The organism is Nitratiruptor sp. SB155-2 (assembly GCF_000010325.1).
GTDB lineage: Bacteria > Campylobacterota > Campylobacteria > Campylobacterales > Nitratiruptoraceae > Nitratiruptor.
The window spans coordinates 1,025,744-1,040,568 of record NC_009662.1; the positions used below are offsets into that span (position 1 = coordinate 1,025,744).

The 14,825-nt window shown below is 40.2% G+C and carries 13 protein-coding genes; 7 read left to right on the forward strand and 6 right to left on the reverse strand.

Annotated features, from left to right (window positions below; genetic code table 11):
• Positions 1–2 precede the first annotated feature (2 nt).
• A complete protein-coding gene (locus tag NIS_RS05445) occupies positions 3–2,018 on the reverse strand; it encodes an ATP-dependent helicase (protein WP_012082385.1) in 2,016 nt (671 codons plus the stop codon).
• A gap of 70 nt (positions 2,019–2,088) precedes the next feature.
• On the opposite strand from NIS_RS05445, the gene NIS_RS05450 reads away from it, so the two are divergent.
• The 7 genes from NIS_RS05450 (at position 2,089) to NIS_RS05480 (ending at position 10,741) form a co-directional block, all read left to right on the forward strand.
• Positions 2,089–4,704 (forward strand): valine--tRNA ligase, encoded by a 2,616-nt coding sequence (locus tag NIS_RS05450; protein WP_012082386.1) that lies wholly within the window; start codon positions 2,089–2,091, stop codon positions 4,702–4,704.
• 46 nt (positions 4,705–4,750) lie between these two features.
• Positions 4,751–6,229: a SulP family inorganic anion transporter gene (locus NIS_RS05455; RefSeq protein WP_012082387.1), complete on the forward strand. Its 1,479-nt coding sequence runs from the start codon at positions 4,751–4,753 to the stop codon at positions 6,227–6,229.
• 9 nt (positions 6,230–6,238) lie between these two features.
• A complete protein-coding gene (locus NIS_RS05460) occupies positions 6,239–6,916 on the forward strand; it encodes a dUTP diphosphatase (protein ID WP_012082388.1) in 678 nt (225 codons plus the stop codon).
• Between the two features lie 114 nt (positions 6,917–7,030).
• Positions 7,031–8,464, forward strand: a complete 1,434-nt coding sequence (sufB, locus tag NIS_RS05465) for a Fe-S cluster assembly protein SufB (protein WP_012082389.1) — start codon at positions 7,031–7,033, stop codon at positions 8,462–8,464.
• Positions 8,461–9,210 (forward strand): Fe-S cluster assembly ATPase SufC, encoded by a 750-nt coding sequence (gene sufC / locus NIS_RS05470; RefSeq protein ID WP_012082390.1) that lies wholly within the window; start codon positions 8,461–8,463, stop codon positions 9,208–9,210. Before sufB ends, sufC begins: the two co-directional genes overlap by 4 nt.
• The gene (locus NIS_RS05475; protein ID WP_012082391.1) at positions 9,210–10,349 is read left to right on the forward strand and encodes a SufD family Fe-S cluster assembly protein; all 1,140 of its coding nucleotides are present in this window, start codon (positions 9,210–9,212) and stop codon (positions 10,347–10,349) included. The genes sufC and NIS_RS05475 overlap by 1 nt, the downstream gene beginning before the upstream one ends.
• A complete protein-coding gene (locus NIS_RS05480) occupies positions 10,346–10,741 on the forward strand; it encodes an iron-sulfur cluster assembly protein (protein ID WP_012082392.1) in 396 nt (131 codons plus the stop codon). Before NIS_RS05475 ends, NIS_RS05480 begins: the two co-directional genes overlap by 4 nt.
• A gap of 3 nt (positions 10,742–10,744) precedes the next feature.
• Here NIS_RS05480 and NIS_RS05485 read toward each other — a convergent pair whose 3' ends face one another.
• The 5 genes from NIS_RS05485 to NIS_RS05505 are packed head-to-tail and all read right to left on the reverse strand — an operon-like array spanning position 10,745 to position 14,825.
• Positions 10,745–10,990, reverse strand: coding sequence for a hypothetical protein (locus NIS_RS05485; RefSeq protein WP_041354026.1), 246 nt, complete (start codon positions 10,988–10,990; stop codon positions 10,745–10,747).
• On the reverse strand, positions 10,987–11,922 hold the full coding sequence (hemC, locus tag NIS_RS05490; protein WP_041354027.1) for a hydroxymethylbilane synthase: 936 nt from the start codon (positions 11,920–11,922) through the stop codon (positions 10,987–10,989). The genes NIS_RS05485 and hemC overlap by 4 nt, the downstream gene beginning before the upstream one ends.
• A complete protein-coding gene (locus NIS_RS05495) occupies positions 11,919–12,764 on the reverse strand; it encodes a DsbA family protein (protein WP_012082394.1) in 846 nt (281 codons plus the stop codon). The genes hemC and NIS_RS05495 overlap by 4 nt, the downstream gene beginning before the upstream one ends.
• Positions 12,733–13,116: an FxsA family protein gene (locus tag NIS_RS05500; protein ID WP_012082395.1), complete on the reverse strand. Its 384-nt coding sequence runs from the start codon at positions 13,114–13,116 to the stop codon at positions 12,733–12,735. Before NIS_RS05500 ends, NIS_RS05495 begins: the two co-directional genes overlap by 32 nt.
• Positions 13,116–14,825, reverse strand: coding sequence for a proline--tRNA ligase (locus NIS_RS05505; RefSeq protein WP_012082396.1), 1,710 nt, complete (start codon positions 14,823–14,825; stop codon positions 13,116–13,118). Before NIS_RS05505 ends, NIS_RS05500 begins: the two co-directional genes overlap by 1 nt.

Genomic DNA, 14,825 nt, shown 5'->3' on the forward strand with positions numbered 1-14,825 from the left:
CTCTATTCAATGAGCCCGGCCTCTTGTAAAAAACGGCTGGGCAAAAACTCCTGCTTTTTTAATCGATCGTACTTTGCAAAACTTAGATACAAAATCTCTTTTGCCCGTGTTACGGCAACATAAAAGAGTCTCCTCTCCTCCTCAATGCTGCCCCCTTTTGAAATAAGTTTTAGATTTGGAAACCGCCCTTCCATGAGATCAACGATATACACTTCTTTGAACTCCAAGCCCTTGCTCGCATGAACAGTAAGGAGCTGAACACCTTCTCCTTGTGCCATCTCGTTTCCGCCTAGAACCATTGCATTGTAAAATCGGTAGATATCCTCATACATCTGGGACAAATGATGCACTAATGCAATTCGTCTCTGAATTCTTTCAAACGCTTCATCCTTCAATTTTTGATCAATTGTCCCATCTTTCAGTTTCGCCCTATTTTGGGCAATCTTTTTGATGATATTATCAAATATGAAAGAATCTTTGATGAGTTGTATAAAAGTTGTGGGCCGCTTGATCCTTTTCATCTCCTTATAGAGCCCCAAAAGAGTATCCAAATATAGTACCGCCTCCTCGCTCATTCGTGGATAGGTTAATACTGGATGCGCTTTAATCGCTTCACTCACATCCAAAGAAACAAATCGACTTTTACTTCCTATTTGCACACAATCATCAAAAAGTCCTAGTTGCTGATTACGGACCTTTTTTTCAAAAGGATTGTATATATCTATCGGCTCTTTCAACCCTTTAACAAGATCCCCATCTCCACATCGCTGCAAGGCCTCAAAAATCTCTTTTGCACTACTCGCTCCTACTCCTTTTGCATACTCAAAAATGTGGATAAAAGCCAAAAGATCTTTGGGATTGATCAAAATGGAAACAAGATCAAAAAGCGCTTTGATCTCTTTCATCTCAAAAAAACTCTGACTCCCTTTTCTTTTACAACCAATGCCTTGCTCCCGTAAAGCTGCCTCGATACCATCCGCACTTGCATTGTTCCTAAAAATTACGGCAATCTCCTCTTTTGGCGTAAGGCTTCTTTTGATGCGCAGAGCGATGTTTTCATACTGCTCATATAGATCAGAAAATGCAAGGAGTTTTGGTTTTTTGGGACTTTTCTGGTTTACTACTTCCAACTTTTTAGGGAAAATCCGCTCGTTATTCGAAATAACCCTGTTTGCAAGATCTAAAATATAGTAGGTTGAGCGATAGTTTTTGGAAAGATTAAATATATTGGCATTTGGATATCGCTGTTTGAATCCAGCAATGATTTGGATATTTGCTCCATTGAACGCATAGATGCTTTGGTCATAATCCCCTACGCAAAACAGAGATTCGAACCGAAGGCTTTCCAAAAAACGTGCCTGCAGATTGTTTGTATCTTGATACTCGTCTACAAGCACTTCATAAAACGTTTGCAAAGCATCTTTATTTCTGATGGCTTGAAGCAGAAGATCATTGAAACTCAAAAAGCCATATTCATCTTTCATCTCCTCATACTCTTGCACTATGTCATCATATACAGCACCGAATACCGATTGTTCATCACTTCTTTTGCCTATCCATTTTCCAAAACTTATTTCAAATTCACTGTTTTGATAGAGCGAATAGAGATCAAAAAGCGTGGATGCCGCATAAGGTTTCGTATCTGAAACTAGCGAAAAGTCTCGTTTTTCGTAGATACTTTTAAATAGCATTTTCAATTCTTTTGGCTGTTTGAGAACAACTTTTGGATTCAAAGATTTGAGCCACCGATAACTGACTGCATGAAATGTTCCTGCCTCAATCTCTTTCGCTTTTTTCCCAAAAACACGTTCAACCCGAGCAATCATTTCAGCAGCAGCTTTATTGGTGAATGTCAAAAGCAAAATCTTTTTTGGCTCAATACCTTGTTGCAATAGATATGCTATGCGAGCCACAATCGTGGAGGTTTTCCCCGTTCCAGCACTTGCGATCACAAGGTTATATCCAGACTTGGCTGTCGCAGCTGCCAACTGCTCAGGATTCAGTGTTGAAAGCGGCATATTATCCTCTATGGTGAATTTATCTCTTTTTTGGTAAAATCGGCCCCAAATGTCAGGATAAAGGGTTTCAATGAGCAAAGCAACCAAATATGATCCCAAAAAAGTAGAGAGGCAATTTTATCAAATTTGGGAAACGAGAGGCTATTTCGAAACAGATGGAAACAAAAAGATACAAAACGGCAAGACTTTTTGTATCATGATGCCCCCTCCAAATGTAACGGGACGTCTTCACATTGGACATGCCCTTACCTTTACCCTCCAAGATATCATGGTTCGCTATAAGCGAATGGATGGATATGAAACGCTTTGGCAGCCAGGAACAGACCATGCAGGTATCGCTACACAAAATGTAGTTGAAAAGCAGCTTTTGTCCAAGGGTATCAAAAAAGAAGAGATCGGGCGAGAAAAATTTTTGGAATATGTATGGAAATGGAAAGAGGAGTCTGGTAACGCTATAGTAACCCAGCTTCGGCTTTTGGGTGTCTCTCCTGCATGGAGCAGAGAACGCTTTACCATGGATAAAGGGCTCAAAAATGCAGTACGGGAAGCCTTTGTAAACTTGTACTATGAAGGGCTCATTGTCAAGGGCAACTATATGATCAACTGGTGTACCCATGATGGGGCATTGAGCGATATCGAAGTGGAGTATGAAGAGAAAGAGGGAGCTTTATACCACATCAAATATCCTATCGTAGGAAGTGACGAATATCTCGTCGTTGCCACAACACGACCGGAAACCTATTTTGGCGATACTGCTGTTATGGTCAATCCGAATGATGAGCGCTATAAGCATTTAATAGGCAAAAAAGTCCGACTCCCACTTATCAATAGAGAAATTCCTATCATTGCCGATGAACATGTAGATATGGAATTTGGAACTGGTGCGGTGAAAGTAACTCCCGCACACGATCCAAACGACTATGAGGTTGGAAAACGGCACAATCTCCCTTTCATTACTATATTCGACGAAAACGGAATCTTAAACGAAGAAGCTGGCGAGTTTGCTGGAATCGAACGATTGGAAGCGAGAAAAAAAGTTGTCGAGAAATTGGAACAAGAAGGGTTCATAGAAAAAATAGAACCTCACAAACATCAAGTTGGACACTGCTATCGATGTGGTAATGTGGTTGAACCATACATTTCTCCACAATGGTTTGTGAAAGCTGAAATTGCCAAAGAGGCTGTAAAAAAAGCAAACGAAGGAGAGACAAAATTCTACCCTCCCCAATGGCTCAACAACTTTAATGCCTGGATGCGTGAATTGAGAGACTGGTGTATTAGCAGGCAGCTTTGGTGGGGACACAGAATTCCTGTCTGGTACTGTCGGGCTTGTGGACATGAGTGGGCTAGCAAAAAAGAGCATGAAGAGAGCTGTCCAAAATGTGGCAGCACCGATATCTATCAAGATCCGGATGTTCTTGATACCTGGTTTAGTTCAGCTCTTTGGCCATTTTCAACTCTTGGATGGGGCAATGGCGATTGGGGCAAAGGTGTAAAATGGTTTGAAGATGACTTAAAAAAATTCTACCCAAACGATCTGCTCATCACAGGATTTGATATCCTCTTTTTCTGGGTAGCACGAATGATGATGATGGGTGAACACTTTTTACATAAACTCCCATTCAAAGATGTCTATCTTCACGCACTCGTTCGAGATGAACATGGTCAAAAGATGAGTAAATCAAGAGGCAATGTGATCGATCCGATCGATACGATTGAAGAGTACAGTGCCGATGCTTTGAGGTTTACTCTAGCAGCGCTTGCTGTACAGGGAAGAGATATACGCCTTTCAAAAGAGAGATTGGAGCTTTATAGAAACTTTACCAACAAGCTCTACAATGCAGCCAGATTTTTACAGATACACCAAGAAAAATTTGATGATCTGCAAAATATCCAAATCAAAACGGACCTTGGAAAATATATACTCAGCAGATTCGGCTTAGCAATTCAAGAAGTAAGAAACAATCTCAATAGCTATCGATTCAATGATGCGGCAACGACACTCTATCGATTTTTATGGGGAGAGTTTTGTGACTGGGGTATTGAGCTGAGTAAAGTAAATAAAGATGCAATCGCTGAACTTGGAGCGATTTTTAAAGAATCTATGAAACTGCTCCATCCTTTTATGCCATTTATCACTGAGTTTCTCTATCAAGAACTGAGTGGCACAAGTATAGAAGAGAACGAATCTATAATGATTCAACCTTATCCAAAAGCAGCACCTATCGATGAAGAGATAATGAAACGCTTTGAAACAATTATCGATGCAATCGTTTCCATCAGGCGCGCAAAAGCTCTTATCGATATGGCCAACAAAACGATTCCAAAGGTATTGATTAAAGGCGATCTGGAAGAATCCGCAAAAGCATACATCTCTAAACTTGCCAAAGTGGAAACGATCGAATTTGTGAGTGAACCTGCAGAAAATGCCGTGACCGATATTGGTAACTATGTGGAAGTTTTCATTCCGCTTGAAGGTATCGATCTTACTCCAATCCTCAATAGACTCAATAAACAAAAAGAGAAACTACAAAAAGAGATAGATAAACTGAGCAGAATGCTCTCCAATGAAAACTTTGTAAAAAACGCTCCACAAGCTGTGGTTGAACAAAATCGAGCCGCACTAGCAGAAGCCCAAAACAGACTTGCTACAATTGAAGAGGAATTGGCGAGACTCACTCGCTAATTTTTCTTCCTTTACTGAACTTGTTTTATTTTAAAGAAAGGGAATAATGTCGCTACAAAAACGGTATAACTTCACAACAAATCCAAAAAATGACATACTAAGCGGCACGGTTGTTGCTGTCGCTTTGATACCAGAAGCCATCGCTTTTTCACTCATTGCAGGTCTCAGTCCACAAATAGGTCTCTATACTGCTTTTATCTTGGGACTTATCACAGCACTAATCGGTGGAAAACCTGGCATGATCAGTGGGGCAACGGGAGCAGTTGCCGTTGTGCTAGTGGATCTTGTCTTAAAACATGGAGTAGAGTACATGTTTTGGGCTGCAATCTTAGCTGGAATCATTCAGGTTCTCATTGGTCTTTTTCGATTAGGAAAATTTATCCGTCTCGTTCCACAACCTGCAATTTACGGCTTTGTGAACGGTCTTGCCATTATTATCGCTACTAGCCAGATACCACTCATCAAAGATAGCAACTTGGCAACCATCTTTTTAGTGTTGCTGACTATGGCAATTATTTACACTCTTCCTCGATTTACAAAAGCCATCCCTGCAAGTCTTGGCGCTCTGATCGCCATCACAGCACTGGTTTTACTTTTCCAAATCGATACCAAGCAGATCAAAGATTTAGCAGATATCAGTGGGTCTTTTCCTGCCTTTCACATCCCGACTGCACCACTCAATTTTGAAACACTCAAAACCATTTTGCCCTACTCTGTCATCATCGCTTTAGTTGGACTGATTGAGTCACTCTTGACTCTGTCGGTGCTGGATGAAATGAGTGGAGAAAGGGGCAGCGGAAATCAGGAGTGTATCGCCCAAGGCGTTGGAAATATGACATGTGGTCTATTTGGAGCGATGCCGGGTTGCGCTATGATTGGACAATCCATGATCAACTTTACCAGTGGCGGGACTGGCAGACTTTCCTCACTCACAGCAGCTATCTTACTCATACTTTTCGTAGTCGTGTTGAGCAAATATATTTCTCTTATCCCTCTTGCGGCACTTGTGGGTATTATGTTTGTCGTCTCCATCGCCACTTTTAGCTGGAGTAGCCTTGGACATTTCAAAAGAATGCCCAAAGAGGATCTTTTTGTCATGGTGACGGTAACCATCATTACAATCTTTGCCGATTTGGCAATCGCCGTTATTGCCGGAGTCATCATCTCAGCACTCGTCTTTGCATGGAAACATGCAAAAATATATGCAAAAGAGTATATGGAAAATGATAGAAAAGTTTACGAACTAGAAGGTCCCCTCTTTTTTGGTTCCGTTCACTCCTTTTTAGAAAAATTTGATCCCAAAAACGATCCATTCGAAGTGATAATGGATTTTAAAAATGCAAGAGTTATGGATCAAAGCGGAGTAGAAGCTATTGATAAAATAACAAAAAAGTATAAAGAGGCAGGAAAAAGCATAGTACTTCGCCATTTGAGTCCTGAATGTAAACAGCTTTTAACGGAAGCTGGTCCATACTGTACGTGGGAAGAGGATGATCCAAACTATAGAGTCGCAATAGATTATTAAGGAGAAAGAATGGAAAAAATGGTAGAGATGTTCACGCTGCAAAATGAACTGAACAACGATACAAATGGTATACAGTGGCGAAAAGGGATGACAAAGCAAGGGAAACCGATCAACTGGAAACGCTGCATCTATATGGAAACAGCTGAACTCATTGACTCTTTTCCGTGGAAGCACTGGAAAAGTATCGATGCAAAACCGGATTTGGAAAATATAAAAATAGAGCTCGTGGATATATGGCATTTTCTCATGAGTTACCTTCTTGTGCACAATTCGCTGGATGAAGCGGTACAATTAGCCAACAATTTCAAAGATGAAAAAAGCGATATTAAAATCCCCAAAGAGTGGGACAGTAAGAAATTGGATGAGGTTTTGGATCCTTTCGAAGAGTTGATGGCTCTTGCCATGGTTAAAAACGATTCATCAATGATGCAAGAAGAGCTTCTCAGCCAATTTTTTAAAGCATGTGAAGCTGTAGATTTAAGTTTTGATGAACTCTATAAACTATACATTGGAAAAAATGCTCTCAATCAATTTCGACAATCGCACGGATACAAGGAAGGGACATACAAAAAGATTTGGAATGGAAAAGAGGACAATGTTGTCATGCAGGAGATTCTCGCTTCCAAGCCTTCCATCAGCTACAGCGAACTGCTTCAGGCGCTAGAGAAAGCATACGAAGGGGCGTAATAACGGCCTCTTCATTAAATAAGACTAAATTACTCCTATTTATCTTCCTTAAATAAGATAAATTTTATCTTATTTGTGTTACATTACGAATAGAACACTTATGAAGGAAACGCCATGGGAATGGAAAAGGTCGACAAAATAATCAACTCCGACTATGAACTCGGATTTGAAATCGACGTAGAAGAGGAGAAGGCTCCTCCTGGTTTGACTGAAGATACGATTAAATTCATCTCATCGAAAAAGAACGAGCCAGAATGGATGTTGGAACTTCGTCTCAAAGCTTTTCATGCTTGGCAAAAAATGGAAGAACCCAGATGGGCGAAGGTAACCTATCCTCCAATTGATTACCAGTCGATCAGCTACTGGGCTGCTCCCAAAAAAGCGCTTGAGAGCCTAGATGAAGTAGATCCAGAGATTTTACGAGCCTATGAAAAACTTGGAATCCCACTTGAAGAGCAAAAAGCGCTTGCAGGGGTCGCAGTGGACGCTGTTTTGGATTCAGTTTCTGTAAAAACGACATTTGTAGAGGAACTGAACAAACTTGGAATCATTTTTTGCTCTATCTCTGAAGCGATCAGAGATTATCCTGATCTTGTAAAGAAGTATATGTTTAGTGTCGTTCCGATGACAGACAACTACTTTGCGGCACTCAACTCAGCAGTATTCAGTGATGGGACATTTGTCTACATTCCAAAAGGCGTCAAGTGCCCAATGGAACTTTCTACCTACTTTCGAATCAATGCACAAAACACGGGACAGTTTGAAAGAACCCTCATTATCGCCGATGAGGGGAGCTATGTAAGCTACAACGAAGGGTGTTCTGCTCCAAGCAGGGATGAAAACCAGCTCCATGCAGCTGTGGTGGAACTCATCGCTCACAAAGATGCGCACATCAACTATTCCACGATTCAGAACTGGTATCCTGGCGATATCGAAGGACGGGGTGGTATCTATAATTTCGTGACAAAACGAGGTCTTTGTGAAGGAGAAAACTCCAAAATTACTTGGACACAGGTTGAAACGGGATCCGTCATCACTTGGAAATATCCAAGCTGTATCCTAAAAGGTGACAACTCCGTTGGAGAGTTCTACTCCGTAGCAATCACCCGTCTTGCACAGCAGGCCGATACGGGTACGAAAATGATTCACATGGGCAAAAACACAAAAAGCGTCATCATCTCCAAAGGAATTTCAGCGCAAAAGGGACAAAACAGTTACAGGGGACTTGTCAAAATTCACGAAAATGCCAAGGGGGCTAAAAACTTTAGTGAATGTGATTCGCTGCTCATAGGGGACAGTTGTGGGGCACATACTTTTCCTTATTTGGAAAGCAAATGTGCCAATGCAGAGGTTGAACACGAAGCAACCACAAGTAAAATCAGTGAAGAACAGCTTTTCTATCTTCGCCAAAGGGGTGTAAGCGAAGAGGATGCCGTGAGTATGATCGTTCATGGATTCTGTAAAGATGTTTTGAGTAAACTCCCGATGGAGTTTGCCGTTGAAGCAAAAGCATTACTAGATTTAACATTGGAAGGAAGTGTAGGATGAGTATGATGAAAATAAATAATCTTCATGCAAAAATAGGTGAAAAAGAGATTTTAAAAGGAATAGATTTAGAACTTTTCAAAGGAAAAGTTCATGCAATTATGGGTCCAAACGGTGCAGGGAAATCGACACTTTCCAAAACAATAGTCGGTCATCCGGATGTAGAGGTCACAGAAGGCGAAATTCTGTATAAAGGCAAAAATATCGTAGAGATGGAACCGGAGGAGCGAGCGTTAGAGGGTATTTTTATGTCTTTTCAGCATCCTGTAGAAATACCAGGGGTAAATAACGCCTATTTTCTTAGAACTGCACTCAATGCCAAAAGAAAACATCAAGGACTCAAGCCTTTGAATGCAGCAGAATTTTTGAGACTCTTAAAAGAGAAAATAAAAGAACTCGGCATGCGTGAAGAGATGATCCACAGAAGCCTCAATGAGGGCTTTAGCGGCGGGGAGAAAAAACTGAACGAAATTCTGCAGATGGAGATTTTGGAACCCGATTTCGTTATTCTCGATGAGATCGATTCCGGTCTCGATATTGATGCCCTTAAAAAAGTAAGTGAAGCTATTAATAATATGCGTGATGAAAACAGAACATTCATGATCATCACACACTATAGAAAGATTTTGGATTATATCGAGCCCGATTATGTCCATGTCCTAAAAAATGGGAAAGTACTTCGAACAGGTGGTCTTGAAATCGTTGACGCTCTTGAAAAAGAGGGATATAAAATATTTGGGGAAGAGTGATGAAGATAGCCAACATCAATCTGGAAGAGTTTCAAGAGAAAAAGGCTCTTGTACAAAAACTCAAATCAATGGGAATGCCAACACCAAAAACGGAGCATTACCGTTATTTTGGTATTAAACCTATTTTGGAAAAAGAGTATACATTTCATCAGCCACCTGCGCAAAAGATCGAAATAGCCGATTATGTGGAAATTATTGATGGAACGGTAACAAAAGCTCCTAAAAAGGTGTATGTAGAGCTTCTCAAAAATCCAAAAATTGATGACAGTCACTATGACCAGGTCTATTACATCAACCATCTTTTGGTAGACAAAACGATTCATCTGGATATCGAAGAGGATTGTGAATTTAAAATCGTTCATAAATTCACAAAATCCAACACATTCGTACCATATAGAATCAAAATAACCGTTCATCCTGGAATCAATGCCAAGATTCGAGAAGACTATCTTGTTCTCAGTGACGAGTCGCTCTATTTGTACGGATTTGATATCCATTTAGGCAAAAACAGTGTTTTACAGCTCGTTCAAAACAGAACGACAAACTTTGCAAACTTTGCACAGATTGCTCCACACAGTGTTCGATGTGATATGAGTAGTGAATTCAGACTTTTTACATTCGATTTTGGAAATGCAAAAACGTTACACAACTATCATATCACGCTAGAAGAGAACGCCGCAGCAAACGCCAATCACGTACTATTCGCAAAAGAAAAAGCGCGTATAGGAAACACTTTTCACATCGAAAACAGAGGGAAAGACTCAAGAACAGTTCAAATGGCGAGAAATATCCTCAAAGACGAAGCCAGAGGAATATTTGATGGCTTGTTGATCGTGAAAAATCCTGCAAAATATAGTTCCATCTACCAAGACTCCAAAACAATCTTGCTCAACGATGGTGCATATATGGTGAGTAAGCCTCAGATGGAAATCTATACAGAATATATTCTTGAAGCGACCCACGGTTCGACAACAGGACATCTGGATGAAGAGGCGCTCTTTTATCTTCGCCAAAGAGGCATTGCTGAAGCGGATGCAAAAGAGATGTTGGTACTGAGTTTTCTCAATGAGATTTTTGAAAAGTTAAATGATGAAGAGATAAAAGAGGAATTTATCAAACTCTATGAGGAGAATCGATGAATCTTGAAGAAAAAGAGATTGAAGTAGATAATGACGGAATTGAAGATATCGAGGATCATGAAAAGAAGTATGGAAAACCCGAAGAGATTAAACAAGAGATCATTAAATACCTAAAAACGATTTATGATCCGGAGATTCCAGTCAATATCTACGATCTTGGTCTTATATACGATTTGAAACTCAAAAGAAGACCAGACGGCTATGAAGCCATTATCACAATGACGCTTACAAGCGTCGTCTGTCCTGTAGGAGAGAGTATTGTCGAAATGGTCAAAAATATTGCCAATAAAATAGACGGTGTAGCGGAAGTGGATGTAAAACTCACCTTCGATCCCCCTTGGGACAAAAGCAAAATGAGCGATGAAGCGAAACTGGTACTAGGGATGATGTAGAAATCACTTTCTACATTGTACCCGTATCGTCCACTCCTCGTTTCTCTTCTCTTTTGAAAGCAGTTTATATCCAGTGTACCCACACTTCAAAGTGGCTCTTTGCAAACATAAATCGAGATTTTTTCCACATTGAATTTCTAACTGATTGGATTTCTTGGGAAAAATTTTATAATTGACACGCCCCAGATCCATACCGCATCCACTAAATATCAAAGCTGCCATGGGTGTGATGAATAGCATTTTTTTCATTTATGCTCCTTGAAAGCCATTGCTTCTGCTCTTTGCAACAGCTCTTTGGCACCATTGTCTATCATTGATTCTGCCAACTCTTTGCCAAGTTCATGATAGTTCTCTTTTGAGCCAAAGATTTTATCTTTCAATAGTTCGCTGCCATCAGGAAGACCGATAACCGCTTTGACTATGATGTCGTTGTTTTCTAGCAGTGAAGCACGGACACCTATTGGCACCTGACACCCACCTTGAAGTCTATCGATGAAGTCTCTTTCTATGAACGTCTCTATGGCACTTTTTTCATCATTAAGTTTTTTAACAACATCGACTACATCTGGTCTACATTCGATCCCTAGTGCTGCTTGACCCATAGCGGGAATCATTGTATTTTCATCGATAGGATGTACGTAACGTACACTTTCTAAAATACCGAGTCTCTTTAAACCGGCATAAGCCAGAATGATCGCATCAAACTCGCCATTTTTTAATTTATTGATTCTCGTATCAACATTACCTCGGAGATCTTTAATGCAAATATCTGGTCGTAGGTGCAGCAGCTGCATTCTTCTTCTCAGCGAAGTTGTCCCTACAACCGCATTTGGAGGAAGATCGGCTAAAGTTTCATATTGTTCACTTAACAATGAGTCATTGGTCATCTCTCTTTTCGTAATAGCGCCAAGGACAAGACCCTCCGGGAGTTCGGTTGGCACATCTTTGAGACTATGGACAGCCAGATCGGCTTCGCCTCTCAACATCGCATCTTCAAGCTCTTTCGTAAAAAGTCCTTTCCCACCAATGAGAGCCAGGGGCGTATCAAGAATTTTATCCCCTTTTGTTTTGAAAATTTTTAGTTCAACTTCATATCCAAAAGATTCTAATTGCGCTTTTATATGATTCGACTGCCAGAGCGCAAGTTTACTCCCACGTGTTGCAATAGTCAGTTTCATCAATTACCTTTAGGGATGAATTTAAGATATTTTTTTCTAGATGGATCAAATTTTCCATCCAAAAAGACGGCTGGGGTGCCTCGTACAAGGAGTTTTTTTGCCAATATCTCATCATGTTTCAGCTCATCAACGACCCATTTTTTATTGATTTGCTCTTTTGTTAGTTTCAAGCCGAGCTTTTGATCGAGTTCTTTCAAAACTTTCGATTCATCTTTTTGTGCATAATCAAAATCCGTTTTATATATCTTTTCTATAGCCGATCTGTTCCCCAGCTTTTTGAGATATATTATCGCTTTTGCCAAGGGCACAGATGCTGGGTGAAGGCTTCGGATAGGAAGATGATAGTAATACAGCGCAAAGGTATCGGGATATCTTTTTGCTGCCTCAAAAAGCTTTGGCACAACTTCACGGCAAAATGGACATAGAGGATCACTGAAAACAACTATTTTATGTTTGGCTTTTTCGTTGCCAAATATGAGATGGTCTTTGTCGTAAAAACTCTCTTTAAAATTGAGAACTACCCTCTGTTTGAGACTTCTATTGGTTTTTATATCAACAAAGTCTGGAGCTACGAAGCGATCATTTGCAAAAAGAATATCCATTTGTGTAAGATTTTGTTCTTTCTTGCCTCTTTTAACACCTATTGTGAACTGCACTGCGTAGGCATCCCATCCTTTTGGATTTTCAAGAGCAATTTTGTCAACAATTTGTACATCATAGACTTTAAGATTTGGATTTGAGCCAAGTCCTCTTTTGACAAATTTTATTACATCTTTTGTCGTTGCCGCTTGCAAAGCAACTGCACAAAGAGCACTAACGCTCAATAACCTCCACATCGATAACATCATCTTCCTCCTCTTTCGCTTTAAGCTTAAAAATCTTTTTTGCTAAAAACTTTGAAAAAACTCCAAATTGGAGAAGAATCCCCAATATATCTGTAAAGAATCCTGGAATAATTAGCAATACTGCACCCAATACCATAGAAAGGTTCATCTGTTCAAACTCTTCTTGCGTAATCTCTCCGTTCGCCAAAGCCTGCATCGTAGTGAAAAGCTGGATATGGATATTTTTTAAAAGCCATATGCCATATGTAGCTGTCGCAATAATCTCGACGAAGGTCCAGATAGGGCCTATTTGACTGGCAATAGAAACGGATATCACAGTTTCTATAAAAAGATAGAGCACAAAATAGATCATCAACTTGCTTGCACCTTTTCCAGTATAGTTTTAAATACGTCCTCTTTCGGTATTTCAACTTTATCCAATGTCTCTCTTTGAACAATCTGTACTGTTCCCTCTTTGAGGCCTTTTCCCACAATAATACCATAAGGAAAACCTATAAGTTCGAAATCTTTTATTTTTGGACCAAAACGCTCGGGCCTATCATCTAAAATAACATCTACCCCGGCATTTTTCAATTGTTCATAGAGTTCTTCACCAAAAGCGATCTGCTCCTCATCTTTAATGTTGGAAACGATGATATCCACTTCAAAAGGTGCGATCTGCAAAGGCCATATACATCCTCTTTCATCGTGATTCTGTTCTATTGACGCTGCAACGAGCCTACTGACACCTATACCATACGTTCCCATGACAAAAGGTTTCGCTTTTCCGTCTTTATCCAAAAAGGTGGCATTCATAGCAGCGCTATATCTCGTTCCCAATTGGAAAATATGACCAACCTCAATTCCTTTTGTCAGTTTCATCACCGCACCACATTTTGGACAAAGATCACCTTCTTTCACTTGAGCGATATCCACAAAAAGAGCATCATCGAATTGACTCAGATCTGCTCCTATAAGATGATAATCTTTTTTATTCCCTCCACAGATAAGACCTTTGGCACCTTTGAGATCTTCATCTAAAACTATTTTACATTTTTGCTCATATGGAGCGATAAAACCTGGAACGATACCCGATTTTTCCAATTCTTCTTCACTGACATCAACCATTTCATTTGCACCAATGGCATTGGAAGCTTTTACCTCTTGCAGCTCATCGCTGCCTCGCAAGAAAAATAGGACTATCTCTTCACCCTCGTCATAGAGCGCTTTTTTCGCGACGGCTTTGACAAAATAGTATGGATGGACCTTGAAAAAGTCACTCAACTCATCGATAGAAGATAAGTTTGGAGTATAAAAAGGTTCAAAATTGCTAAATTCGGGAGCCTCTGCAGGAGCTTTGGTTTTTTTTCTTTTTGCAGCTTCCACGTTTGCAGCATATTCACATTCTGTACATATCGCAATCGTATCTTCTCCGCTCTCGGCCAAAACCATGAACTCTTTGCTCGCATTCCCACCAATGGCACCAACATCTGCTTCCACGGCTCGAAAACGAAGACCTAATCTTCCAAAGATGTTACGGTATGTTTTTTCCATTAGATCGTATTCTCGCCTCATATCCTCCTCATCAGCATGAAAGGAGTACCCATCTTTCATTAAAAACTCCCGGCCTCTCAGAAGCCCAAATCTCGGCCTCGCCTCATCTCTAAATTTCCAATTTATTTGATACAGATTGAGAGGAAGTTGTTTATAACTCGTCACCCTATTTCGAACGAGATCTACCATCATCTCTTCATGTGTGGGTCCAAGAACAAAACAGTTCTCTTTTCTATCTTTAAATCGTAGCAACTCTTTACCATATTTGCCAAGTCTTCCACTCTCTTCCCACAACTCACAAGGCGTCACAAACCCCAAAGAAACCTCTTGGCACCCTGCTTTGTCCAGTTCCTCTTTTACGATAGCTCGTATCTTGTCCAAAACCTTTTTTCCAATAGGCAAAAAATTGTAAATTCCACTTGCAACCTGTGTGATAAAACCACCTCTGACAAGATAGATATGGCTTGGAAGTACCGCGTCTTTCGGATTCTCTTTCATTGTTGGAATAAAGGTTTTGCTAAAACGCAC